Source organism: Streptomyces zaehneri (genome assembly GCF_032248645.1).
Lineage (GTDB): Bacteria > Actinomycetota > Actinomycetes > Streptomycetales > Streptomycetaceae > Streptomyces > Streptomyces coriariae.
In genome coordinates this window covers 116,347-139,705 of record NZ_JASTTJ010000002.1, presented here as the reverse complement: position 1 = coordinate 139,705, position 23,359 = coordinate 116,347, and the positions used below count along the sequence as shown (strand labels likewise).

The 23,359-nt window shown below is 72.5% G+C and carries 24 protein-coding genes and 4 pseudogenes; 16 read left to right on the top strand and 12 right to left on the bottom strand.

Features of this window, described 5'->3' with window-relative positions; all coding sequences use genetic code 11:
* Window positions 1-71: 71 nt before the first annotated feature.
* Together QQM72_RS03510 and QQM72_RS03505 are read left to right on the top strand one after the other, a co-directional pair.
* The gene (locus QQM72_RS03510) at window positions 72-266 is read left to right on the top strand and encodes a hypothetical protein (RefSeq protein ID WP_314219643.1); all 195 of its coding nucleotides are present in this window, start codon (window positions 72-74) and stop codon (window positions 264-266) included.
* A gap of 150 nt (window positions 267-416) precedes the next feature.
* The gene (locus QQM72_RS03505; RefSeq protein ID WP_314219282.1) at window positions 417-1,460 is read left to right on the top strand and encodes an NUDIX hydrolase; all 1,044 of its coding nucleotides are present in this window, start codon (window positions 417-419) and stop codon (window positions 1,458-1,460) included.
* Window positions 1,461-1,466: 6 nt separating this feature from the next.
* Here QQM72_RS03505 and QQM72_RS03500 read toward each other — a convergent pair whose 3' ends face one another.
* Both QQM72_RS03500 and QQM72_RS03495 read right to left on the bottom strand, forming a co-directional pair.
* Window positions 1,467-1,634, bottom strand: a complete 168-nt coding sequence (locus QQM72_RS03500; RefSeq protein ID WP_314219281.1) for a hypothetical protein — start codon at window positions 1,632-1,634, stop codon at window positions 1,467-1,469.
* A 214-nt stretch (window positions 1,635-1,848) separates the two neighbouring features.
* Window positions 1,849-3,204, bottom strand: a complete 1,356-nt coding sequence (locus tag QQM72_RS03495) for a dipeptidase (protein ID WP_314219280.1) — start codon at window positions 3,202-3,204, stop codon at window positions 1,849-1,851.
* Window positions 3,205-3,397: 193 nt separating this feature from the next.
* Here QQM72_RS03495 and QQM72_RS03490 point away from each other — a divergent pair, with 193 nt between their 5' ends.
* A complete protein-coding gene (locus tag QQM72_RS03490) occupies window positions 3,398-4,669 on the top strand; it encodes a geranylgeranyl reductase family protein (protein WP_314219279.1) in 1,272 nt (423 codons plus the stop codon).
* Window positions 4,670-4,684: 15 nt separating this feature from the next.
* Here QQM72_RS03490 and QQM72_RS03485 read toward each other — a convergent pair whose 3' ends face one another.
* Complete coding sequence (locus QQM72_RS03485; RefSeq protein WP_057605354.1) at window positions 4,685-5,140, bottom strand: nitroreductase family deazaflavin-dependent oxidoreductase; 456 nt, start codon at window positions 5,138-5,140, stop codon at window positions 4,685-4,687.
* A 164-nt stretch (window positions 5,141-5,304) separates the two neighbouring features.
* Here QQM72_RS03485 and QQM72_RS03480 point away from each other — a divergent pair, with 164 nt between their 5' ends.
* The 3 genes from QQM72_RS03480 to QQM72_RS03470 all read left to right on the top strand — a co-directional run bounded on the left by QQM72_RS03480 (window position 5,305) and on the right by QQM72_RS03470 (window position 8,408).
* The gene (locus tag QQM72_RS03480) at window positions 5,305-5,994 is read left to right on the top strand and encodes a TetR/AcrR family transcriptional regulator (RefSeq protein ID WP_314219278.1); all 690 of its coding nucleotides are present in this window, start codon (window positions 5,305-5,307) and stop codon (window positions 5,992-5,994) included.
* Between the two features lie 339 nt (window positions 5,995-6,333).
* Window positions 6,334-7,620, top strand: a complete 1,287-nt coding sequence (locus QQM72_RS03475; protein ID WP_314219277.1) for a sensor histidine kinase — start codon at window positions 6,334-6,336, stop codon at window positions 7,618-7,620.
* A gap of 122 nt (window positions 7,621-7,742) precedes the next feature.
* Window positions 7,743-8,408 (top strand): response regulator transcription factor, encoded by a 666-nt coding sequence (locus tag QQM72_RS03470; RefSeq protein WP_314219276.1) that lies wholly within the window; start codon window positions 7,743-7,745, stop codon window positions 8,406-8,408.
* On the opposite strand, the gene QQM72_RS03465 is transcribed toward QQM72_RS03470, so the two are convergent.
* On the bottom strand, window positions 8,369-8,653 hold the full coding sequence (locus QQM72_RS03465) for a DUF6332 family protein (protein ID WP_314219275.1): 285 nt from the start codon (window positions 8,651-8,653) through the stop codon (window positions 8,369-8,371). The two genes, QQM72_RS03470 and QQM72_RS03465, sit on opposite strands and share 40 nt — an antisense overlap.
* Window positions 8,654-8,754: 101 nt before the next feature.
* Window positions 8,755-10,245: an MFS transporter gene (locus tag QQM72_RS03460; protein WP_314219274.1), complete on the bottom strand. Its 1,491-nt coding sequence runs from the start codon at window positions 10,243-10,245 to the stop codon at window positions 8,755-8,757.
* A gap of 86 nt (window positions 10,246-10,331) precedes the next feature.
* On the opposite strand from QQM72_RS03460, the gene QQM72_RS03455 reads away from it, so the two are divergent.
* Entirely contained in the window at window positions 10,332-10,736 is a 405-nt protein-coding gene (locus QQM72_RS03455) for a MarR family winged helix-turn-helix transcriptional regulator (protein ID WP_314219273.1), read from the top strand.
* 49 nt (window positions 10,737-10,785) lie between these two features.
* On the opposite strand, the gene QQM72_RS03450 is transcribed toward QQM72_RS03455, so the two are convergent.
* The 3 genes and pseudogenes from QQM72_RS03450 to QQM72_RS03440 form a co-directional block, all read right to left on the bottom strand.
* On the bottom strand, window positions 10,786-11,532 hold the full coding sequence (locus QQM72_RS03450; RefSeq protein WP_314219272.1) for a maleylpyruvate isomerase family mycothiol-dependent enzyme: 747 nt from the start codon (window positions 11,530-11,532) through the stop codon (window positions 10,786-10,788).
* A 50-nt stretch (window positions 11,533-11,582) separates the two neighbouring features.
* Window positions 11,583-12,893 carry an MFS transporter gene (locus QQM72_RS03445; RefSeq protein WP_399075808.1) on the bottom strand — a complete coding sequence of 437 codons (1,311 nt, stop codon included), beginning with the start codon at window positions 12,891-12,893 and terminating at the stop codon, window positions 11,583-11,585.
* Window positions 12,894-13,055: 162 nt separating this feature from the next.
* Window positions 13,056-13,268: pseudogene (locus tag QQM72_RS03440) on the bottom strand (response regulator transcription factor); the annotation flags it as partial.
* Window positions 13,269-13,270: 2 nt separating this feature from the next.
* Here QQM72_RS03440 and QQM72_RS03435 point away from each other — a divergent pair.
* The 4 genes and pseudogenes from QQM72_RS03435 to QQM72_RS03420 all read left to right on the top strand — a co-directional run.
* Window positions 13,271-13,456, top strand: a pseudogene (locus QQM72_RS03435) (methyltransferase); the annotation flags it as partial.
* The gene (locus QQM72_RS03430; protein WP_314219271.1) at window positions 13,456-13,659 is read left to right on the top strand and encodes a hypothetical protein; all 204 of its coding nucleotides are present in this window, start codon (window positions 13,456-13,458) and stop codon (window positions 13,657-13,659) included. The pseudogene QQM72_RS03435 and the gene QQM72_RS03430, both read left to right, overlap by 1 nt.
* A 162-nt stretch (window positions 13,660-13,821) precedes the next feature.
* Window positions 13,822-15,777: a molecular chaperone HtpG gene (gene htpG / locus QQM72_RS03425; RefSeq protein ID WP_314219270.1), complete on the top strand. Its 1,956-nt coding sequence runs from the start codon at window positions 13,822-13,824 to the stop codon at window positions 15,775-15,777.
* 212 nt (window positions 15,778-15,989) lie between these two features.
* Window positions 15,990-16,207, top strand: a pseudogene (locus QQM72_RS03420) (MFS transporter); the annotation flags it as partial.
* A gap of 22 nt (window positions 16,208-16,229) precedes the next feature.
* Here the strand turns inward: QQM72_RS03420 and QQM72_RS03415 are convergent.
* Window positions 16,230-17,009, bottom strand: a complete 780-nt coding sequence (locus QQM72_RS03415; RefSeq protein WP_314219269.1) for a DeoR/GlpR family DNA-binding transcription regulator — start codon at window positions 17,007-17,009, stop codon at window positions 16,230-16,232.
* Between the two features lie 94 nt (window positions 17,010-17,103).
* Between QQM72_RS03415 and QQM72_RS03410 the strand changes: the two genes are divergently transcribed.
* Both QQM72_RS03410 and QQM72_RS03405 read left to right on the top strand, forming a co-directional pair.
* Window positions 17,104-17,985: an SIS domain-containing protein gene (locus QQM72_RS03410; protein ID WP_314219268.1), complete on the top strand. Its 882-nt coding sequence runs from the start codon at window positions 17,104-17,106 to the stop codon at window positions 17,983-17,985.
* 27 nt (window positions 17,986-18,012) lie between these two features.
* Window positions 18,013-18,855, top strand: coding sequence for a class II fructose-bisphosphate aldolase (locus tag QQM72_RS03405; RefSeq protein ID WP_314219267.1), 843 nt, complete (start codon window positions 18,013-18,015; stop codon window positions 18,853-18,855).
* Here the strand turns inward: QQM72_RS03405 and QQM72_RS03400 are convergent.
* Entirely contained in the window at window positions 18,842-19,981 is a 1,140-nt protein-coding gene (locus QQM72_RS03400; protein WP_314219641.1) for a methyltransferase, read from the bottom strand. The two genes, QQM72_RS03405 and QQM72_RS03400, sit on opposite strands and share 14 nt — an antisense overlap.
* Window positions 19,982-20,059: 78 nt before the next feature.
* Between QQM72_RS03400 and QQM72_RS03395 the strand changes: the two genes are divergently transcribed.
* Together QQM72_RS03395 and QQM72_RS03390 are read left to right on the top strand one after the other, a co-directional pair.
* Window positions 20,060-20,722: an alpha-ketoglutarate-dependent dioxygenase AlkB family protein gene (locus QQM72_RS03395; protein ID WP_314219266.1), complete on the top strand. Its 663-nt coding sequence runs from the start codon at window positions 20,060-20,062 to the stop codon at window positions 20,720-20,722.
* Between the two features lie 27 nt (window positions 20,723-20,749).
* On the top strand, window positions 20,750-21,994 hold the full coding sequence (locus QQM72_RS03390) for an ROK family protein (RefSeq protein WP_314219265.1): 1,245 nt from the start codon (window positions 20,750-20,752) through the stop codon (window positions 21,992-21,994).
* 31 nt (window positions 21,995-22,025) lie between these two features.
* Here the strand turns inward: QQM72_RS03390 and QQM72_RS03385 are convergent, their stop codons facing one another.
* Window positions 22,026-22,373: a hypothetical protein gene (locus tag QQM72_RS03385; RefSeq protein WP_314219264.1), complete on the bottom strand. Its 348-nt coding sequence runs from the start codon at window positions 22,371-22,373 to the stop codon at window positions 22,026-22,028.
* On the opposite strand from QQM72_RS03385, the gene QQM72_RS03380 reads away from it, so the two are divergent.
* The gene (locus QQM72_RS03380) at window positions 22,362-22,523 is read left to right on the top strand and encodes a hypothetical protein (RefSeq protein WP_314219263.1); all 162 of its coding nucleotides are present in this window, start codon (window positions 22,362-22,364) and stop codon (window positions 22,521-22,523) included. The two genes, QQM72_RS03385 and QQM72_RS03380, sit on opposite strands and share 12 nt — an antisense overlap.
* 50 nt (window positions 22,524-22,573) lie before the next feature.
* Here QQM72_RS03380 and QQM72_RS03375 read toward each other — a convergent pair.
* A pseudogene (locus tag QQM72_RS03375) lies at window positions 22,574-23,356 on the bottom strand (LysR family transcriptional regulator); the annotation flags it as partial.
* Window positions 23,357-23,359 lie beyond the last annotated feature (3 nt).

Here is a 23,359-nt window from a genome sequence, read left to right as displayed (position 1 = left end):
ACCGGTCGGTCGTGCGCGGGGATTACCGGGTGACGCGTGACCCCGTGCCCGTCGACGCCGTTGATCCCCGCATGAAGAAGCGCAGCATGCTCGCCATCGCCTCCCTCGCCACCGGCTTCGTCGTCGCGGCGATCACCCCCTCGCACGGCCTGGGCGGTGCCGACCTCGAAGGACTGAACGTGGGCGACACCCTCAGCACCCTCGACCACACCATCGCCGACGACAGCCTGGCCGTCGACGACGACGCCCTGGGGCAGAACGGCTGACGGACCGGGCCCCGACCACCAGCGCCGTGGCGCCGGCACCCCACCGCGTGGGGGCCGGCGCCACGGCGTTCGTGCGCCCTCAACGGGAACTGGTTTCCGTGGCAGGGTGGAGCGGGCAAGCCACAGGGGGCCAACAGAAGAGGGGGAACCGTGACCGTCGTCTGGATCAACGGCGCGTTCGGTGCGGGGAAGACCACCGCCGCACGGGAATTGATCGACCTGATCCCGAACAGCACGCTCTTCGACCCCGAGGTCATCGGCGGAGCTCTCCCGTACCTGCTGCCGCCCAAACGTCTCGCCGAGGTCGGCGACTTCCAGGACCTGCCGATCTGGCGGCGGCTCGTGATCGACACGGCGGCGGCGCTGCTCGCCGAGCTGGGCGGCACCCTCGTCGTCCCCATGACCCTGCTGCGCCAGGAGTACCGCGACGAGATCTTCGGCGGTCTCGCCGCCCGCCGGATCCCGGTCCGCCATGTGCTCCTCACCCCGGGGGAAACGATCCTGCGCGAGCGAATAGCCGCCCGTGAGGTCCCGCCGGACCTCCCCGACGGCGAGATGCGCGTCCGTCAGTGGTCGTACGACCACATCGAGCCGTACCACGCCGCCCTCGCCTCCTGGCTCACCGCCGACGCCCATCCCGTCGACAACGGAGTCCTCACTCCGCGGGAGACGGCCGTCCGGATAGCCGAGGCCGTGGGAAGCGGCGCCGCGGCCGCGTGCGACATCGTGCAGACCCCCGAGCCCACCGCCGAGACGGTGGCCGCCGGGGTCCTCCTCTTCGACGAGCAGGACCGGGTGCTGCTCGTCGATCCGACGTACAAGCCCGGCTGGGAGTTCCCCGGCGGGGTGGTGGAGCCCGGCGAGGCGCCCGCGCGCGCGGGCGTGCGCGAGGTCGAGGAGGAGACCGGCATCCTGCTGGACGACGTACCCCGGCTGCTGGTCGTCGACTGGGAACGGCCGGCCCCGCCCGCCTACGGTGGGCTGCGCCTCCTCTTCGACGGCGGACGGCTCGCCGCCGCCGCCGTGGCGGGCCTGCTGCTGCCGGGCCCCGAACTGCGGGCCTGGCGCTTCGTCACGGAGGAGGAGGCGGCCGATCTCCTGCCGCCGGTCCGCTACGAGCGACTGCGCTGGGCGCTGCGCGCCCGCGAGCGCGGGGCGGCGCTGTATCTGGAGGCGGGCGTACCGACCGGGTGAGCGCCGCTACGGGGACGGGATCCGCCGCAGCGCCTCCGCCGGGAAGGCGGCCGACCGGCTCTCCTCCCCGAACCGCCGCTCGAACCCCTCCATCACCTCGGCGACCGGGGCGTGACGGCTGAGGAGCGCGGCGGCTCCGTCCGGGAAGCCCTCGGGCCGCAGCCCCCGGCGCACGCGCGCACGAACGCCGCCCGTTCCTAGCCGCGGTACCCGTACCAGGTCGGTGACGAGCCATTTCACCAGCTAGGAGCTGGTGTACGCACGGTCGTAACCGCGGTGCGGGCCGAACGCCCGGCAGGCCGGGAGGCGCAGCTCGACGACGTCCATGGGGCGACCGTGGCGAGGGCCCCGCCCGGTGGGCGAGGCCCTCCGCCGACGGCAGAGCGGGTCAGCCGGCCGCGTAGTTGCGCAGGAACAGGGCCTCCGCCACCGAGAGCCGCTCCAACTCCTCGGGGGACACGCTCTCGTTGACCGCGTGGATCTGCGCCTCGGGCTCGCTCAGGCCGATGAGGAGGATCTCCGCCTGCGGGTAGAGGGAGGCCAGGGTGTTGCACAGCGGGATGGATCCACCCTGCCCCGCGTACTGCATGTCCTGGCCGGGGTAGGCGATCGCCATCGCGTCGGCCATCGCCGCGTACGCCGGGCTGGTGGTGTCCGCGCTGAACGCCTGGCCCTGGCCGATCTGTTCGGTGCTCACCCGCGCGCCCCACGGCGTGTGGGCCTCCAGATGGGCCTGGAGCAGCTTCGTCGCCTCGGCCGCGTCCACGCCCGGCGGCACCCGGAGGCTGATCAGCGCACGGGCACCCGCCTGCACGGACGGGGTGGCGCCGTCGACCGGCGGGCAGTCGATGCCCAGGACCGTGACGGCGGGGCGCGCCCAGATACGGTCGGCGACCGTGCCGGAGCCGATCAGGCCGACCCCGGCCAGCACCTTGGCGTCCTGGCGGAACTGCGCCTCGTCGTACTGCAGTCCCTCCCAGCGCGCGTCGTCGGTGAGGCCGTCGACGGTCGTGGCACCGTCCTCGGCGCGCAGCGAGTCCAGGACGCGGATCAGCGCGCCCAGCGCGTCCGGGGCCGCCCCGCCGAACTGGCCGGAGTGCAGATTGCCCTCGAGGGTGTCGACCCGCAACCGCACCATGGTCATACCGCGCAGCGTGGAGGTGACGGTCGGCAGCCCCACCCGGAAGTTGCCCGCGTCGCCGATGACGATGGTGTCGGCCGCCAGCAGGTCGGGGTGCTGCTCGGCATACCGCTCCAGACCGCCCGTGCCCTGCTCCTCGGAGCCCTCCACGATCACCTTCACCGTGACCGGGACGCCCCCGTTCGCCTTCAGGGCCCGCAACGCGAGCAGGTGCATGATGACGCCGCCCTTGCAGTCGGCGCTGCCGCGGCCGTACCAGCGGCCGTCGCGCTCCGTCAGCTCGAAGGGCGGGGTGGTCCAGCCGGCCTCGTCCAGCGGCGGCTGCACGTCGTAGTGGGCGTACAGCAGGACCGTCCTGGCACCGGCGGGGCCAGGCAGGCAGCCGTACACCGACTGCGTGCCGTCCGGGGTGTCGAGCAGGGCCACGTCCTGGAAGCCCTCGGCGCGCAGCGCGTCCGCGATCCAGTTCGCGGCGGCCTCGCTCTCGCTCCTGGGGAACCGGTCGAAGTCCGCCACCGACTTGAAGGCCACCAGCTCGGTGAGCTCCGCCCGTGCCCTGGGCAGCAGCGAGGCGACGGTCTCGGCGACCGGATTCGACGACATGGGCACGCTCCTTGTGGGTGCGACGTTGTACTGGTGTGTACTGGTCCGTACGGGTGATCGTGCGAGCGTACGCGCCTGCCGGTATGTGGGGCGCGCGCGCCGCCGATCCTCCCACAGCGGACCGTGGCGATCTCCGCCGTAGGATGCGGGGGACAGGTGCGGCAAGCGGCTTGATCAGGAGCAGTAGACCATCGTGAGCAGCGAGAACTCTCCGGCGGACGACGAGAACTCTTCGGCGGACGACGCACGGCAGGTGTGGGACGTCGTCGTGGTGGGCGCGGGCCCCGCAGGGGCTTCGGCCGCCTACGCGGCGGCGGTCACGGGACGGCGGGTGCTGTTGCTGGAGAAGGCGGAGCTGCCCCGCTACAAGACATGCGGCGGCGGCATCATCGGACCTTCCCGCGACTCGCTGCCCCCCGGCTTCGAGCTGCCCTTCCGCGACCGGGTGCACGCGGTGACCTTCTCGAACAACGGGCGCTTCACCCGCACCCGACGCTCCCGCCAGATGCTGTTCGGGCTGATCAACCGGCCCGAGTTCGACCATCAGCTCGTCGAACACGCCCAGAAGGCGGGTGCCGAGCTGCGCACGGGAGTCGCCGTGCAGCGGGTCGAGCAGCACGGCTCGGCGGTGCCGGACCGGCGCACGGTCGCGGTCGTCCTCCAGGGCGGCGAGACGCTGCTGGCGCGTGCGGTGGTCGGCGCGGACGGCAGCGCGAGCCGCATAGGGGCTCATGTCGGGGTGAAGCTCGACCAGGTGGATCTCGGCCTGGAGGCGGAGATCCCGGTGCCGGAGACGGTCGCCGAGGACTGGAAGGGCCGTGTCCTCATCGACTGGGGTCCGATGCCCGGCAGCTACGGCTGGGTGTTCCCCAAGGGGGACACGCTGACGGTCGGTGTCATCTCGGCGCGCGGCGAGGGTGCGGCGACCAAGCGCTATCTGGAGGACTTCATCGGACGGCTCGGCCTCGCCGGGTTCGAACCGAGCATCTCCTCCGGCCACCTGACCAGGTGCCGGGCCGACGACTCCCCGCTGTCGCGCGGGCGGGTGCTCGTGTGCGGTGACGCGGCGGGGCTGCTGGAGCCGTGGACCCGCGAGGGCATCTCCTTCGCGCTGCGCTCGGGCCGGCTCGCGGGCGAGTGGGCGGTCCGTGTCTCCGAGGCGCACGACGCGGTGGACGCCCGCCGCCAGGCGCTGAACTACGCCTTCGCGATCAAGGCGGGCCTCGGTGTGGAGATGAGCGTCGGCAAGCGGCTGCTCGCCCTCTTCGAGCGTCGTCCGGGACTCTTCCACGCCGCCCTCACCGGTGTCCGTCCCGCCTGGCGGGCTTTCACCGACATCACCCGCGGCCGGACGACCCTGGGCGAACTCATCCGCTCGCATCCGATGGCCCAGAGGGCACTGGCCGCGGTGGACCGGCGGCAGGCGGCGACGGCAGGTCCGGCGGCCGAGGAGAGCGGCTCCTGACCCGAAGGGCGCGGATCACCGTCGGTTCGTGACGGTGATCCGGAACACCGGGTGGTCGGGGGCGATCCGGCGCATCTCGGCGTCCGGGGAGTCGGGACCCACCCCGTTGAAGAAGACGCCCACCTCGGCCTTCCAGCGCTTGAGGTAGGCGCGCAGCAACGGCGTCTTGTCGTCGTCGGCGACCTCGACCGCGGTGAACTCCTCCACGTTCTTGCCGAGGCGCAGCTCACCGCCGCCCACCGCCCGCATGTTGTGCGTCCACTGGACGTGGCCCCGCGGTGCGATCAGGTACTGCTGCCCGTCCACGGTCAGCAGGTTGACGGGGGTGGTCCGCCACTGGCCGCTTTTGCGGCCGCGGACCGCCAGGACCCGGGATCCCCACACGCTCAGACCCCGGCGGGTCAGCCAGGCCACGGCACGGTTGAAGACGTTGACGGTGAACCAGCCGGGCTTCTGCACGTGGGTGGACATGGCTGATGCCTCCTGAACGACAACGGGACGGAAAGCGTGAGCACTGCTCTCGCTTGATTCGAGTCTGCCGTAGGGGGCCGCTCCATGGCAAGAGCAGTGCTCTCTGTTTTGTGCACCGATCCTCAATGGGTGCGCTGCTCTGACTTCGTGGGACACTGGCACACATGAGCAGCATCGTTCGAGGAGCCCGCGCCCGCGCCCGGATCGAAGTCACCGCCGCCATCAAGGAGGAGGCCCGCAGACAGCTCGCGTCCGACGGCGCGGCCAGACTCTCGCTGCGCGCCGTGGCCCGTGAGCTCGGCATGGTCTCCTCCGCGCTGTACCGCTACTTCCCGAGCCGCGACGACCTGCTCACCGCACTGATCATCGACGCCTACGACTCCCTCGGCGAGGCCGCGGAAGCCGCGCACGCGGCCGTCACCGACGCCGCCCCCGTCGAGCGCTGGGTCACGGTCGGCGAGGCCGTGCGCGGCTGGGCGCTGGCGCATCCGCAGGAGTACGCGCTGATCTACGGCTCGCCGGTGCCCGGATACAGCGCGCCGCAGACGACCGTCCCGGCCGCCGCCCGCGTCGGCGTGCTCCTCATCGGCGTCGTGCGCGACGCGCACCGGAGCCACGCGCTGGAGGTGCCGCTCCTGTCGGACGAGCTGGTCCCCGAGGCGGTCCGGCTGGCGACCGACCTCGCCCCCGACCTCCCGCCGGGGGCGGTGGCGGCGCTGGTGGCGGCCTGGGCCCAGCTGTACGGGCTGGTCGGGTTCGAGCTGTTCGGCCAGTTCAACCGGGTCGTGGAGGAACGTGAGCCGTTCTTCCGGCACGCGGTCACGCGCCTCGCCCAAGGAGTGGGACTCCGTTAGGACGCGCCGCTGAGCCGTGGGGAGTCCCGGCCGGAAGCGCCGCCGGCCCGGACGCCTGGGTCGCTCAGCGTCGTGACCTCCGGTACGAACCGCCTCGTGAGGCGGGCCGGAGTGGCGCGGTCCACGGCCCGCCACTCGGCCGTCGCGCCGTCGGCCTGTCGTCCGTCGCCCCGACGGCCACGCGCCCGGCGAGGGGAAGGCCGGTGGAGCCCGGTGAAGCCCGTCGAGCAGCAAGGTTTCACGCCGTCTCCAGGGGCGGCTTGTACTTCCAGGGGAGTACGGCTGATCACCTCGCCCGGCGGACGTCCGGTGCGCGCGGCGGCGTCTAGCGTGGCGGACATGGAAGAAGAGCGGACGCAGGGGCGCGGCGGCCCGGGACAGCGGTGGTCGCACAGGCCGCCGCGCCTGCTGCGCCACTGGGGGGAAGGCGGGGACGGCAGGGAGGAGGGTGGGGCGGACCCGGAGCCGCGTGCCGTGCGGTGGCCCTGGCGCTCCACCGTGCTGCTCACCGCCTTCGTCCTCGTCGGCTCGAACTTCGCGGCCCATGCGCAGGAGGGTGAGCGGGCACCGCTCGACGCCTTCGCGCGCGTGCTGCTGGTGTTCGCCTCCGGGCTGCTGCTGTGGCGGCAGCGACACCCGGTGGCCGTCGTGTTCGGTACGGCCTCCACCGCCGCGCTCTACCTGGGCGCCGGCTACCCGTACGGGCCCGTCTTCCTGACCGTGGCCGTGGCCTGCTTCACCGCCGTGGTCGCCGGGCACCGGCGGGCCGCCTGGACGGCGCTGGGCCTGCTGTGGGCCGTCCACCTGCTGGTCGCGCACTGGCTGTACCGGTGGCTGCCGCCCGCCGGTGACGACGCGGCCCCCTACGGGCAGGAGATCGTCGTCGCCGGATGGGCCGTGGCGATCGTGGCGGTCGCGGAACTGGCCCGCACCCGGCGCGAACAGTGGGCCCGTGAGCGGGCGGAGCGCGCCCAGGCCGCCCGGCGGCGCGCCGACGAGGAACGGCTGCGCATCGCCCGCGAACTGCACGACGTCCTCGCGCACAGCCTCTCGGTGGTCAACGTGCAGTCGGGTGTGGGCCTCGCGCTCCTCGACTCCGACCCGGAACAGGCGCGCACCGCGCTCACCACCATCAAGTCCGCCAGCAAGGAAGCACTGGGCGAGGTGCGCCAGGTGCTCGACAGCCTCCGCACGCCGGGAGACGCGCCGCGCACCCCCGCACCCGGCCTGGACCGGCTGCCCGAACTGGTGGAACAGGCGGCGCGCGCGGGCCTCACGGTCGATGTCGCAGGACGACCGCCCCGGTTGTCGCCGCACACGGATCTCGCCGCCTTCCGCATCGTCCAGGAGGCCCTCACCAACGTCGTACGCCACTCGGGTTCGCGCCACGCGCGCGTGGGGCTCGAACAGGGTGGCGGGACGCTTCGGCTGCGTATCGACGACGACGGTCCGGCGACCGGTGCCGACGCGGGCGGCAGCGGCAACGGTCTCGCCGGGATGCGGGAGCGGGCCGCGGCCCTGGGTGGCACGATCGAGGCCGGACCGCGCCCCGACGGCGGCTTCCAAGTACTCGCCGTACTGCCCACGAGGGCCGGGGAGAACCAGCGACCGCGGCGGAACCAGTGACCGCGGCGGGACGGGCGAACGGGCCGGGAGCGGTGCATGGGCCGGGACGGGCGAACGGGCCGGGAGCGGTGCATGGGCCGGGACCGGCGAACGGGGCAGGACCGGTGGATGAGGGAGGCACGGTGATCCGCGTACTGCTCGCCGACGACCAGTCGTTGGTCCGGGCGGGGTTCCGGGCGCTGCTCGACGCACAGCCGGACATCGAGGTCGCGGCCGAGGCCGCCGACGGGGAGGCAGCGGTTCGCGCGGTGCGGGAACTGCGGCCCGACGTCGTGCTGATGGACATCCGGATGCCCCTCCTCGACGGTCTGGCCGCCACTCGCCGGGTCACCGACGACGAGGCGCTCTCCCAGGTGAAGGTCATCATGCTGACCACCTTCGAACTCGACGAGTACGTCTTCGAGGCGATCCGCTCGGGCGCTTCCGGCTTCCTGGTCAAGGACACCGAACCGGAGGAACTCCTGCGGGCCGTAAGGGCGGTGGTCGCCGGGGACGCGCTTCTCTCCCCGGGAGTCACCCGCCGGCTCATCGCCGAGTTCGCCGCCCGCTCCAAGGAGCCCGCGGCGGCCGATGCGCTGAGCCGGCTCACCGAGCGGGAACGGGAGGTGATGGCGCTGGTCGGGATCGGCCTGTCCAACGAGGAGATCGCCCGCAGGCTGGTGGTCAGCCCGCTCACCGCCAAGACACATGTGAGTCGCACGATGGTGAAGCTGGGTGCCCGAGACCGGGCCCAACTGGTGGTCCTGGCCTACGAGTCGGGGTTGGTCCGGCCGGGCTGGCTGTGCTGACCGCCCGTCCGGAGGCGGACGAGGACGGAGACCACCCGGGCCACGAACACCACGGGAGCGAGCGCCAGGCCCGCCCGCAGCAGCGACTTCTCCGCCAGGTCCGGCAGTTCGAACAGCAACGCCGGACCGGCGATCGCCCCGAAGAGCACCGCCGCCGCGAACACCGCACTGCACAGCGCGTATCCGATCTCGACGGTGATCGCGTCCCGCTCGGCCTGTGTGCGCCGGCCCCCGTACCCGCTCATACGGCGAGTCTCACAGGTGTGCGCCCGGCGAGGCAATCGGCCCCGCCGGGCGCACACCTGGAGGCGGCTTCCCCCTCGGGGCCCGTCTGTCGGGACAGCCCCTAGTCGCGGGCCCCCACGGGCTCCGCGTCCGCCTCCGGCACGGTGGACCTGGCGATCACTACCGAGCCCCGGGTGCGCCGGGTGCGCAGTCCGGGAAGGGTGATGAGCAGGCCCACGGCGGCGATGGCCGTCACCACCGTCAGTCCGGGCCGGTAGCTGTCGAGGACGGCCTGCGGGGTGGGGTCGGCCGGGGCGCCCGCGGTCACCACCGCCGTCACCACCGCGAGGAAGATCGCACCGCCCACCTGCACGGAGGTGTTGAGCAGCCCCGAGACCATGCCCTGCTCGTGGTCCGCCACGCCGTTGGTGGCCTGGATGTTGAGCGAAGGGAAGACCAGCGCGCAGGCCGCGCCGATCAGCAGCATGGTGGGCAGGATCACCGCCGCGTACACCGGGTCGAGATCGACGCGCAGGAACAGCGCGTACCCGGTGACCATGAAGGCGAAGCCCGCGGCGATCAGTCGCGGAGTGCCGAACCGGTCGACGATCGAGCCCATCTTGGTCGAGGACACCGCGACCAGCGCGCCGGCCGGCAGGAAGGCCAGGGCCGTGTGCAGTGCCGACCAGCCGAGCAGCGTCTGCATGTAGAGGGTGGCCAGGAACTGGAAGCCGACGTACGAGCCGAAGAAGGCCATCGCGCCGAGCTGGGCACGGATCTGGCTGCCGGAACGCAGTACGCCGAGCCGGATCAGCGGGCCGGCCGAGCGGCGCTCGACGAGGACGAACACGGTCAGCAGGGCGGCGACGGCGAGGAACGACAGCAGCGTGCGTGCGGAGGTCCAGCCGGACTCCGGTGCCTGGACCACGGTGAAGACCAGCAGCAGCATGGACGCGGTGCCGAGCACGGCGCCGGGCACGTCGTAGCCGTTGTGGTCCTTCTCGCGTTCGCTGCGCGGCAGCAGCTTGAGACCGGCCGCCAGCGCGATCAGGGCGATCGGCGCGGGCAGCAGCATGGTGAGGCGCCAACTCGCCTCGGTGAGCAGGCCGGAGAGGACCAGGCCCATCGAGAAGCCGGTGGCGGCGCAGGTGGTGTAGATGGAGAGCGCCCGGTTGCGCAGCGGGCCTTCCGGGAACGTCGTGGTGATGATGGACAGGCCGGCCGGGGCCGTGAAGGCGGCGCTGAGGCCCTTGATGAACCGGCTCGCGATCAGCAGCGGGCCCGAGTCGACCAGCCCGCCGAGCAGCGAGGCCAGCGCGAAGACACCGAGGGCGATCAGGAAGACCTGGCGGCGTCCGAGCAGGTCGGCAGCGCGACCGCCGAGCAGGAGCAGGCCGCCGTATCCCAGGATGTAGCCGCTGACGATCCATTGCAGGGTCGAGGTGGAGAGGCCGAGGTCGGAGCCGATGGACGGCAGTGCGACGCCGACCATCGACACGTCCAGCGCGTCCAGGAACATCGCGGCGCACAGCACCAGCAGGGTGCCCCACAGCCGCGAGGTCCAGCGGCCCTCGGTGAGAGGGGACGCGGGGGAGGGGAGCGGAGAGGTCATGGCGGAGAGACTACATGCGCATGCATCAAATGCAAGTGCATTTAATTCCGGTGCAATAATTGACGCTCTCTGCTACGGTGCGCCCCATGGCGGCGAAGAAGGGTGAGGCCGAGGCCGGGCAGGCGCTCGTGGAACAGTGGCGGGACATGCTCGCGCTGCATGCGCGGACCCAGTGCGAACTCGACCGGGCGCTGCACCAACACGGCCTGTGCGGAAGCGACTTCGAGGTGCTGGACGTGCTCGCGGAGTCGGCGGCGCCGGACGGCTCGTGCAGCTATCGAGTCCAGGAGATCGCCGAACGGGTCCATCTCAGTCAGAGCGCGCTGTCACGGCTCGTCGCCCGTCTGGAGAAGGACGGTCTGGTCGAGCGCGGCATGTGCGCGGAGGACCGCAGAGGCGTCCGGGTCGCTCTCACCGGGAAAGGGCGCGCGCTGCACGGCGACGTACTGCCGGTGCAGCGCGCGGTGTTGACCCGGATGCTCACGGACTGACCGCGGCAGACTGCCGGTTGGCGACGGCTTGCCGGTTGACGGCGGCGTGTCAGCCGATGGCGGACTTCTCCCGCCACAGCGTCGCCAGTGCGGCGTCCCCGGTCACGGCCGGGAGCGGCAGTCTGTTCCACAGCGAGAGGTAGAGCGGCGCCGCGGGACCGGACACCTCGCAGTCGGCGTCTCCCTCGCCGTTCCGCTCTGTCACGGGCGGCTCCGCCGACAGGCGTACGGTCCACACGGCGTCGGGCGTGTCCGTCGCCCGCACCCGCAGGACCCGGGGTCTGTCGGTCCGCACCCGGCTCTTGGCGCGCGCGTGGAACCCGCGCAGCAGCTCGTCGATGCCGTCCGCCGCGAAACCGGCGGCGATGTCCCGGGCGGTCTCCTCGGGTGCCCGGCCACGGGCCGATTCCGCGTCCACGCGGTGCACGGCCGTCTCGTGCGCCTGCCGCCTGGCCCAGAACGCGAGCGGTGACGGCGCGGGCAGGAAGTGCCAGCACCGCAGGTCGGGCGAGGCGCAGGACAGGGTGCCGACGAGCCGCAGGTGGCCCTCACGGAACCAGTCGAGCAGCGCGTCGCCGTCGAGCTCCGGCGGTTCGCCGAAGGGGCGGGGCGCACAGGCGCCCTCGGCCACGAACGACGTCGCCCAGCGGTGCACCGCGCCCGTGTGCCGCAGCAGGTCCCTGACCTGCCAGTCCGGACAGGTCGGCACCTTCGCGTCGGGACCCGCTTCCGCCGCCGCGGCGGCGAGCGACCGGCCTTCCTGGTCCAGGGCTTGGATGAACTCGGCAGTCTCCATGTGGGGGAGTGTGCCGGATGGACCGCGGTGGAGGGGAGGGGCGGCGGTCGTCAGCCGGCGGTCGCGCGACGGGTCGTGAAGCCGATCCCCGCGGCCACCGCGGCCAGCACGGCCACGCTGGTGAGGGCGGCGGGCAGGGAGAGCCAGTCGGCCATGAAGCCGATGGCCGGCGGGCCCAGAAGCATGCCGCCGTAACCGAGCGTCGAGGCGGTGGCGACACCGCTCGGGCCGGCCAGGGCGCCCGCGCGTTCCACGGCCACCGGGAAGAGGTTGGCCAGTCCGAGTCCCGCGACCGAGTAGCCGAGGAGCGCAGCCCACAGGGCCGGGGCGAGCGCGCCGAGCATCATCCCCGCCGCCGCGACGCCGCCGCCGATCACCACCGTACGGGTGCGGCCCAGCCGTTCGAGGAGGGTGGTGCCGGTGAGCCGGCCGACCGTCATGGCGAGCGCGAAACACGCATACCCGGCCGCGGCGACCCCTGCGGAGGACCCCAGGTCCTGCCGCAGATGCAGGGCACCCCAGTCGGCCAGGGCTCCTTCGCCGTAAGCGGTGCAGAGGGCGATCAGCCCGAAGACGACGACGAGACGACGGGCGCGGGGTGTCGGCCGGGGCGGAGCCGCCTTCGCGGGCGCCGGATCCTCGGGTCCGGTGGTGGTGGGTCGGGGTCCGGTGGTGGGGTGCTCCGGTCCGGTGGTGGTGGGTCGGGGTCCGGTGGTGGGGTGCTCGGGTCCGGAGGTGGCGGGTTCCGGCGACCGGGGCGGTTCCAGCCGGAGCAGGGTGGGTGCCGTGAGCGCGGTGACGAGCAGGCCGATGATCCCGAGGCTCAGCAGATGGTGCGTGGGGGACAGGGAGCCGGCGACCAGCCCGCCGAGCCCGGCGCCGATCATGCCGCCCAGGCTGAAGGCCGCGTGGAAGGTGGGCATGACCGGCCTGCCCAGCGCCGCGACCAGGTCGACGGCGGCGCTGTTGAAGGCGACGTTGATGCTTCCGTAAGCCGCGCCGAACAGCAGCAGGACGGCGCCGAGCGCGGTGGCGGAGTGGGTGAGCGGGGGCAGCGTCACGCTCAGGGAGAGCAGGACCGCGCAGACCACGGTGACCGGGTGACTGCCGTACCGGCTGCACAGGCGCCCGGTGAACATCATCGTGATCACCGCGCCCGCGGAGACACCGAGAAGTGCGAGGCCGAGGGTGCTGGGGGAGGCGCCGGTCTGCTCCTTGATCGCCGGGATGCGGACGACCCATCCGGCGAAGACGAAGCCGTCGAGGGCGAAGAAGGTGGTCAGGGCGATACGGAGCCGGGTGAGGTCATTGCCGTGACCCGGCACCGCGGCGCGTGTTCGGGTTTTGTTTATTTGCGGCACAAAATCAGGCTAGGTGGTGGTTCTGAGCTGAACAAGGCCGTCGTGGGGTCTTGGCCGCTCTCTTCCGTCAGACCGGTGACGGCCGCCAGGCGGGGTGCGTCGACGGCGCGTGACCGATGGCACGGGCCGGGTGACGGCACCCGGCCTCCTCGGGCCGCGTCGTCATGGCAGCAGTCGTCCCTCCTTGGCGACGGCCACCAGGCCCGACCGCGTCTCCACCCCCAACTTGCCGTAGATCCGCCCGAGATGGGTCTTGACCGTCGCCTCGCTGATGAACAGCGCCCGGGTGATCTCCCGGTTGCCCAGGCCGCGGGCCAGCTGAGCGAGGATCTCGTGCTCACGGGCGGACAGGGTGGGACGCGGACTGCGCAGCCGCCATCGACGAGTGCCTGGCCCACGTGGGGCGGGTGCTCGCGCCCGGCGGCTGGTTCGAATTCACTTTCGACCGTACCGAGGGCGAGGAACACCACGCGCTGCGCAAGGACTTCTACTACCGCACGGACACCCTCGTGGCCCTGGCCGGGAAGCACGGCCTGCGAGCCGGCTTCATGGACGACTGGGAGTGGAGTCGATCGCGGCCGTCGGTACGGGGGACCTCAGCCGGTGGGACACGAAACTCACCAGAAGCTTCGACGGCTGGTCGAAGGTCGCTTCCGTGGGCGGCTCGGGGGACATCGCCTTCACCCGCACGTCCACCGAGTGGCTGACCCGGCTCCGGTGGAGCGGAGCGGAGGGCTTCGCGGAGGTGGAGGAGATCCGGCGCTGATCACCCGCCTTGATCTACCTCCCCGACCGCCCGCCCGACCGCCTGCCCCCATCGCCCGCATCCGGACGATCACGAACGGCGAGCACCGCGGGCTGACTTGGTGTTTTACAGTGGATCTCGCCAGTCCAGGAGACTCCGGAACCTGTGAGGTACACGCCCATCATGTCGACAGAAACGTTTGAGTTCCAGGTAGAGGCCCGTCAGCTGTTGCAGTTGATGATCCATTCGGTCTACTCGAACAAGGACGTCTTCCTCCGCGAGCTCGTCTCCAACGCCTCCGACGCGCTGGACAAGCTGCGTCTCGCCGCACTGCGGGACGACACGCTCGACGCCGACGTCTCGGACCTGCACATCGAGATCGAGATCGACGCCGCCTCCCGCACCCTGACGGTGCGGGACAACGGCGTCGGGATGTCGTACGACGAGGTCGGCCGGCTCATCGGCACGATCGCCAACTCGGGCACGGCGAAGTTCGCGCAGGAGCTGCGCGAGGCCGAGGAGGAGGCCGGGGCCGAGGGGCTCATCGGGCAGTTCGGCGTCGGCTTCTACTCCGGCTTCATGGTGGCCGACGAGATGACCCTGCTGACCCGGCGGGCCGGCGAGAGCCAGGGCACCCGCTGGTCGTCGCGCGGTGAGGGCACCTACACGCTGACGAGGGTGGACGACGCGCCGCAGGGCACCACGGTCACGCTGCACCTGAAGCCGGCCGACGCCGACGACCAGCTGCACGACTACACCGCGGACCGGACGATCAAGGAGATCGTCAAGCGCTACTCGGACTTCATCACCTGGCCCATCAAGCTGGTCCCGAAGGCGGTCGACGCCGACACCACCGACACCACCGACACCACCGACACCACCGACACCACCGACGGGGCCGCCGACAGCGCGTCCGAACCCGAGACGCTGAACTCGATGAAGGCCCTGTGGGCGCGCTCGCGCGACGAGGTGTCCGACGACGAGTACCACGAGCTGTACAAGCACATCAGCCACGACTGGCGCGAACCGCTGGAGACCGTCCGGCTCCAGGCGGAGGGCACCTTCGAGTACCAGGCGCTGCTGTTCCTCCCCTCGCACGCCCCGCACGACCTGTACAACCAGAACTACCAGCGCGGTGTGCAGCTGTATGTGAAGCGCGTCTTCATCATGGACGACTGCGAGGAACTGCTGCCGTCCTACCTGCGGTTCGTCAAGGGCGTGGTCGACGCGGCGGACCTCTCGCTGAACGTCTCGCGCGAGATCCTCCAGCAGGACCGGCACATCCGGATGATGCAGCGCCGGCTCACCAAGAAGGTCGTCTCCACGGTCAAGGACATGATGACCGCGGCCCCCGACCGTTACGCCACCTTCTGGCGGGAGTTCGGCGCCGTTCTGAAGGAAGGGCTGCTGACCGACTCCGACAACCGCGACACCCTCCTCGCCGTCTCGTCGTTCGCGACCACGCACAGCGCGGACGAACCCACCACGCTGAAGAGTTACGTGGAGCGGATGAAGGACGGACAGGAAGCCGTCTACTACCTGACCGGCGAGTCCCGGCAGAGCATCGAGAACTCCCCGCACATGGAGGCGTTCCGGGCGAAGGGCATCGAGGTCCTGCTCCTCACCGACCCGGTCGACGAGGTGTGGGTCGACGCGGTGGGCGAGTTCGACGGCAAGCCGCTGCGGTCCGTGGCCAAGGGCGAGGTCGACCTCGGCGGGGAGGACGACGAGAAGGCCGAAGGCGAGCGCGAGAAGCAGGGCGAGGAGTACGCCGGGCTGCTCGGCTGGATGAAGGAGCAACTGGGGGAGGACGTCAAGGAGGTGCGGCTGTCGTCCCGCCTCACCGTGTCCCCGGCCTGCATCGTCTCCGACGCGCACGATCTCACCCCGGCGCTGGAGAACATGTACCGCGCGATGGGGCAGGAGGTGCCGCGCGCCCTGCGGATCCTCGAACTCAACCCCGACCACCTGCTCGTGAAGGGCCTGAACCAGGCCTACAAGGAGCGGGAGGACCGTGCCGGGCTCGCCGAGACCGCCGAGCTGCTGCACGGTCTGGCGGTCCTCGCCGAGGGCGGCCGGCCGAAGGAGCCCGGACGGTTCGTGAAGCTGGTGGCGGACCAGTTGGAGCGCGCGCTTTAGCCGCCGCCCGGTCCCTCTGCTCGCCCCGGCTCCCCGGAGTCCTCCCCCCCGGCCGGTCCGCCCGGCCCTTCGGCCTGACCCGTTCGCCCGGAGCCCTCTGCCCGGATTCTTCACACGCCGCACACCGAAAGCGCTAGTTGCCTGAGTCAATCAAGCGCGCTTACGATGCTGCGCAGTCGTGCAGAACCGCATCCCCCCACCGAGGCTCGGCCATGTCCCGTGCGCAACCCAGGTCCGTGAAGGCGGGGGAGGGGTCCGCCGCGCCGCGGGCCGGCCTCGTCGTGGCGGCGCTGGCCTTCGGCGGGATCCTGGTCTCGCTGATGCAACCCTGGTGATCCCGATCGTCCCGGAGCTGCCGAAGCTGCTCGACGCCCCGGCCTCCGGCACGGCCTGGGCGGTCACCGCCACGCTCCTCGCGGCCGCCGTCGCCGCGTTCATCCCGCGGCGCGGGTTCAGACGAGGAGGACCCTGATTCCCGCCTCCTCGAACCGGCCCACCGCCGCCGCGTCGGCCGCCGTGTCCGTGACCAGTGTGTCCACCGTGTCGGCCGCGCAGATCCGGGCGAACGCCCGCCGCCCCAGCTTGCTGGAGTCGGCGGCCACCACCACCCGCTCGGCGCGCTCGCACAGCAGCCGGTCGACCGCCGCCTCCGCCTCGTCGTGCGCGGCGGCGCCGTGCGTCACGTCGAAGGACACGACACCGAGCACCGCCACGTCGAGGGTGATCTGGCCCAGCACCCCGTCCGCGAGCGGCCCGACCAGCTCGTACGACTGCGCCCGTGCCACCCCGCCGGTCACCACGATCTTGAACTGGGGGCGCACCGAAAGCTCCGCCGCGATGTTCAGCGCGTTCGTGACCACGGTCAGCGCGGGCGAGCCGGACGCCAGATCACCGCGCACGGCCAGCGCGCGCGCCACCTCCGTGGTCGTCGTGCCGCCGGTCAGCCCGACCGCCTCGCCGGGTGCGACCAGATCGGCCACCGCCCTCGCGATCCGCTGCTTCTCGGTGGCCTGCCGGGCCGTCTTGTACCGCAACGGCAGCTCGTACGACACCCCGTGCACCACCGCCCCGCCCCGCGTGCGCAGCAGCATCTGCTGCTCGGCGAGCTGGTCGAAGTCACGGCGGATCGTCGCCGCCGACACGGCGAGCTCGGCCGCCGCGTCCTCGACGTCCAGCCGGCCGCGCTCGACGAGCAGCTCCAGCAGCGCCTTCCAGCGGGCGTCACGCGACATCGACGTTCTCCGTTCGCATGCTTGAAGTTGCTCGAATGGTGGCTCTATCTTGCATGAACAAGCATGAGCAGTCACCGTCGGGGAGAGGTGGGGCATGACCCACGTCGAGGACGAACTGACCGACCAGCCCGCGTGCTGGACCCGAGCCGCAGCCGAAGTCCCCCGATACGCAGACGAGTTGCCGATGCCCGGGGAGCGGGTGGCGATCGTCGGGTGCGGCACCTCGTACTTCATGGCCCAGGCCGCGGCCGCCCTGCGCGAGGGGGCGGGGCACGGCGAGACCGACGCCTTCGCCGCCTCGGAGTTCCCCCACGCCCGCTCCTACGACCGGGTCGTCGCCCTGACCCGGTCCGGCACCACCACCGAGGTCCTCGGCCTGCTCGGCCGGCTGCGCGGACGCACCCGCACGACCGCGATCACCGCCGACCCGCACACCCCGGTCATGACGTCGGCCGACCACGTCGTGGTCCTGGACTACGCCGACGAACGCTCCGTCGTGCAGACCCGGTTCGCGACCACCGCGCTCACCCTGCTCCGCGCCCATCTCGGCCTGCACGGCGCCAGGGTCGTCACCGACGCCCGCACCGCGCTCGCCGAGCCGCTTCCCCGAGGGCTCGTGGACTGCGGGCAGTTCACCTTCCTCGGACGCGGCTGGACCGTCGGACTGGCGAACGAGGCCGCGCTGAAGATGCGCGAGGCTTCGCTGTCCTGGACCGAGGCCTATCCCGCGATGGAGTACCGGCACGGCCCCATCAGCATCGCCACCGCCTCCACCGCGACCTGGATGTTCGGCGAGGCACCCGACGGGCTGGCCCGACAGGTGGGCGCCACCGGCGCGTTGTGGGTGCCGGGTGAACTGGATCCCCTCGCCGAACTGGTCCGCGCCCAGCGTCTCGCCGTGGCCGTCGCCGCCGCCCGCGGCCTCGATCCGGACCGCCCGCGCCACCTCACCCGCTCGGTGATCCTCACCCCCTGAGCCCCCGACTCCCGAAGAGGAGCTGCCGTGCCGCTCACCACCACCGGCGAACTGGTCAGCCGGGCGCACGCGGCCCGTACCGCCGTCGCCGCCTTCAACATCATCACGCTGGAACACGTCGAGGCCGTCATCGCCGGCGCCGAGTCCGCGGGCGCGCCCGTCGTCCTCCAGGTCAGCGAGAACGCCGTCGCCTACCGCCGGGGGCAGTTGCTCCCGCTCGCGCGTGCCGCCGCCGTCGCGGCCGAACGGGCCTCCGTGCCGGTCGCGTTGCATCTCGACCACGTCCAGAGCGACCCGCTGCTGCGCCGGGCGGCCGACGCGGGCTTCAGTTCGGTCATGTACGACGCCTCCCGCCTGCCGTACGAGGAGAACCTCGCCGCGACCCGTGCGGCCGTGGAGCTGGCGCATGCCCGAGGGCTGTGGATCGAGGCCGAGTTGGGGGAGATAGGCGGCAAGGGCGCGCATGCGCCGGGCGCCCGCACCGACCCGGTCGAGGCCCGCGCGTTCGTGGCGGACTCCGGTGTGGACGCCCTGGCCGTCGCCATCGGCAGCGTCCACGCGATGACCACCCGCACCGCCGTCCTCGACCACGGCCTGCTCGAGCGGCTCCGCACCGCCCTCGACGTGCCCCTGGTCCTGCACGGCTCCTCCGGCGTCCCGGACCGCGAGCTGACGGCCGCCGTCACGGGCGGCATCGCCAAGGTCAACATCGGCACCGCGCTCAACCAGGCCATGACCGGCGCGATCCGCGAACACCTGGGAGCGCATCCGGACGCGGTCGACGCCCGGACCTACCTGAGCGCGGGACGGGAGGCCATGGCGCGCACCGTCGAGCGGATCGTCACCGGTGTCGGGCTCACCCTCGCCTGACGGACCTCAGCACCACGAACTTCCGGTCACCGGCGACCAGTTCACTGTTGCCGAACAGCCGCTTCAGCTTCAGGTGGTAGCCCAGGTGCCGATTGCCCACCACCCACAGCTCGCCGCCCGGCCGCAGGGCGCGCCGGGCCCCCGTGAACATCCGCCAGGCCGTGGCGTCCGTCGTCGCCTGGTGTGAGTGGAACGGCGGGTTGTTCAGCACGACGTCCACACTGCCGTCCGCCACCCCCGCCAGCCCGTCCCCGACCCGGAACTCGGCATGCCCCGGCACTCCGTTCGCCTTGTACGTGGCCTCCGCCGACGCCACAGCCTGGAACGACTCGTCCGTGAACAGCACCTCGGCCTGCGGGTTGGCCAGCGCCACCGCCGTGCCGACGATCCCGTTGCCGCAGCCCAGGTCGACGACCCGGCGGGCGCCGCTGGTCGTCGGCAGGTGCTTCAGGAGGAACCGGGTGCCGATGTCGAGCCGTTCGGCGCAGAACACGCCCGCGTGGTTGACGACCGGACGGCCGCAGAGGGCGCCGCCGACGTCGTCGGGAAGGTCGTAGGCGTACGGCCAGGGATTGGCGGGGTGGCGCAGCGACGGGTCCGGGGCGCAGAAGACGAGCCGGGCCTTCTGCTCGGCGAGTGAGGTCCGGGTCGGCCCGAGGATCCGCTCGAACAGTCTCAGCGTCGAGGTGTGGATCTCCTTCACCATGCCGGTGCCGACGACGACCGTGCCCTCGTGCACGGCGGGCGCCAGCCGCAGCAACTGGTCCTCCAGCAGCGCCAGGCTCTTCGGCACCCGGACCAGAAGCACGTCGATCCGCTCCGGCACCGGGTCCTGGGTGGTGAGCAACCGGACCGCGCCGGTCTCGACGCCGGCCCGCGCCAGGTTCGCCCGGGTCGCCTCCTGGCCCAGCCAGGAGTCGGTGATCTGCGTGGGCCGGTGCGCCGCGAGCGCCGTGACCAGCGCGCCCCAGCGGTCGCCGAGCACCACCACCGTGCCGGTCAGCGGGACGTCCCGCTCCGCGAGGTGTCTGAGCAGGTACGCGTCGGATGCGTCCCAGGCGCGCAGCGTCTCGCGCGGATCCTCGGGGTGGCGGGCCAGCGTGACCTCGCCCCACGGCGTCGTCATAGGGTCGTTCATCGTGCTTCAAGGCTAACCGAGCAGCAGCTCAGGCCCGGTGTCGGACCCATGGCGGAGGATGGGTCCATGGACTCCGAGCTGTTTCCGCGCGAACGTGCGCAGGTCGCGCCCGGGGCGGTGCACGTTCCCGACTGGGCGGACCCGGCACACCAGCGTGAGCTGCTCCGGGCCTGCCGGGAGTGGGCCCGTCCGCCGGCCGGCCTGCGCACGGTCCGTACACCCGGCGGCGGCACGATGACCGCCCGCCAGGTCTGCCTGGGCTGGCACTGGTACCCGTACGCCTACGCCCGTACGGTCAGCGACGGTGACGGCGCGCCCGTCAAGCCCTTCCCCGCCTGGCTGGGCGAGCTGGGCCGGCGCGCGGTGGCCGACGCGCTGGGCCCGGAGCGGGCCCGGGGAGCCGCGTACGACATCGCGCTGATCAACTTCTACGACGGCGACGCCCGGATGGGCATGCACCGAGACGCCGACGAGAAGTCCGACGCGCCCGTGGTCTCCCTCAGCCTCGGTGACACCTGCGTCTTCCGGTTCGGCAACCCGCGGACCCGGACCCGGCCCTACACCGACGTCGAGCTGCGCAGCGGCGACCTGTTCGTGTTCGGGGGACCGTCCCGGCTCGCCTACCACGGAGTGCCACGGGTTCTCCCGGGCACGGCGCCGGCCGCCCTCGGCCTGACGGGACGGCTGAACATCACACTGCGGGTGAGCGGCTTCCCCGACGCCACCTGAGGAACGGATCATGGGAGACTCGCCCTCATGAGCGGCAAGGCGGACCCCCGGCCGGCGGGGGATGGGACCACCTCGAGAGCGCGGCTTGACCGGGGGCGCGGTGCGCTCGGGCCCGCGTTGGAGCTCGTGCACACCGGACGGGCGCCCACCCGCGCGGTCCTCACCGCCGAACTCGGCGTCACCCGCGCGACGGCCGGCGCGGTCGCCGCGGAGCTGGAGGCGCTGGGCCTGATCAGGGTCGACGCGCGGCCGGGCGCCGCCGCCGGTTCGCAGGGCCGCCCCTCCCACCGGCTCGAGGTCGCCGAGGAAGGCCCGGTCGCCCTCGCCGCTCAGGTCCACGCCGACGGATTCCGGGCCGCGCTGGTCGGTCTCGGCGGGCGGATCGTCGCCACCACGCCCAGCTGCGAGACGGTCGACGCCGACCCCGCCAAGGTGCTCGGAGCCGCCGTCGACGCCGGCGCCGAACTGCTGCGGCAGACGGGCCGGCCCTGTGTGGGCGCCGGACTCGCCGTCCCGTCCGCGGTCACCGAACCCGAGGGGCTGGCACTGAACCCGCTGCACCTGGCGTGGCCGGTGGGCGCGCCCGTGCGGGAGATCTTCGCCGAGCGGATCCGCGCCGCCGGGCTCACCGGCCCCGGATTCGTGGGCAACGACGTCAACCTCGCCGCCCTCGCGGAACACCGGCACGGCGCCGGACGCGGCGCCCGCGACCTGCTGTGCGTGGCCACCGGGCACCGGGGTGTCGGTGGTGCGCTGGTACTGGACGGCCGTCTGCACACGGGCAGTTCGGGCCTCGCCCTGGAGGTCGGCCATCTCACCGTGAACCCCGAGGGCCGGCCCTGCTACTGCGGCAGCCGGGGCTGTCTCGACGTCGAGGCGGACCCGCTCGCCCTCCTCACCACCGCGGGCCGCGATCCCGGCCCCGAGGGCTCCCTGCTCCAGCAGGCCAACGAGCTGATCCGCGAGGAGTTCGGCGATCCGGTGGTCCGCATGGCCGCCGAAGCCCTGATCGACCGGCTCGGCCTGGGGCTGGCCGGTCTGGTGAACATCCTCAACCCCGACCGGATCATCCTCGGCGGTCTGCACCGCACCCTCCTCGACGCCGACCCCGACCGGCTGCGCGCCGTCGTCGCCGACCGGAGCCTGTGGGGCCGCAGCGGCGGCGTGCCCATCCTCGCCTGCTCCCTCGATCACAACAGCCTTGTCGGCGCGGCCGAGTTGGCCTGGCAGCCGGTACTGGACGATCCGCTGGGAGCGCTGGGCCCCGTGTGAGACACGACGGCCGCCCACGGCCCTGCCCGGCCTACCGCAGGGCCCGCCCACGGCCCGCCTGGCCACGGCCAGGTCTCACCTCGCCCCCGAAGCAGCGCACCCGGCCCGGGGCGAATGCGGCCGGGTGGGTGAGCGTGAAGGAGACGTCGGTCGTCGACCAGGAGTCGTCCTCGGTCGCTCCGTACAGGATGTGGGTGCGCTGCCGTTCGAGCGTGGCCGGCCGCCGGTCGGCGCTTCGGCCCCCGCCTCCGGTGCGCAGTGGCCAGGTGACGAAGCCGGTGGCGGGCTCCGCGCGGCTCCAGCTCCCCACGTCCTCGGACTCGTCGCCGCCTTCGCCGGTGTACAGGACGGCACTGTCGACGTGGTGATGACAGACCATCAGCACCCCGGCCGGCTCCCGTCCTCGGACACCGTGCTGCCCGTCCTGCCCGCCTCCGGCACCGTGCAGCCTGTCGACGAGGCCGGCACCGCGAGAGCGGCGCAGGCCGCGACGGCGTACCGGATCCGCATGGGCGCCCCCTGGAGCTGACTCACATTCCGACCTGGGCAGCACAACCGGCCAGGCCTGTAAGCCGGGTGCTACCAGACCCGCGCCGCCGCCCGCAGTCGTTCGCCGACCCGCAGCACATCGGGGTTGGCCTCGCTGCCGGGACGCTGGACGAGAAAGAGCGTGTTGAGCGGGGGTTCGTCAGGGGAGTGGAGGCGGGTCAGGCGGCCCGCTTCCAGGTACTCCTGGCACAGCGAGTGCGGCAGCACGCTGTAGCCGGCGCCCGCGTTGACCGCCGACAGGACCGCGTACAGATTGGGCACCGTGACCGCGGCGCGGGCGGTGAGCTGCTTGCCGAAGACGTTCCGCCAGTAGCGCCGGGCGATGGGCAGGTCCTCGGCGTACGTCACCAGGGGGACGTCCCGCAGCGCGGCGCACAGACCGCCGTCCGCCGCCGGGTACCCCTCGACCCGCCGGGCCCAGGCCGCAGAGGCGACCAGGACGTACTCCTCGTCGGCCAGCGGCACCGACTCCAGCGCGCGGCCGCGCGGCCGCCGGGTGGCGATCACCAGATCGTGCCGGCCGGCCCGCATCTCCTCCAGCAGCGGTTCGGTCAGCCCCTGCGTCACCCGCAACTGAAGCCCGTCGGCGACCAGCGGGGCCAGCGCCGGCAGCACCCGCACGCACAGCAGCTCCGACGGCCCCGCCAGATGCACCGGCGCGCACTGTCCGGACTGCGTACCGCCGCCCTCGAGCGAGGCCAGCGCGTCGAGCGGCGCGGCGACCTGCCCGGCGAGCTCATGCGCCGGCGGCGTCGGTTCCACCCCCCTGGGGAGCCGGGTGAAGAGCTCACGCCCGGTCTGCTGCTCCAGGGTTTA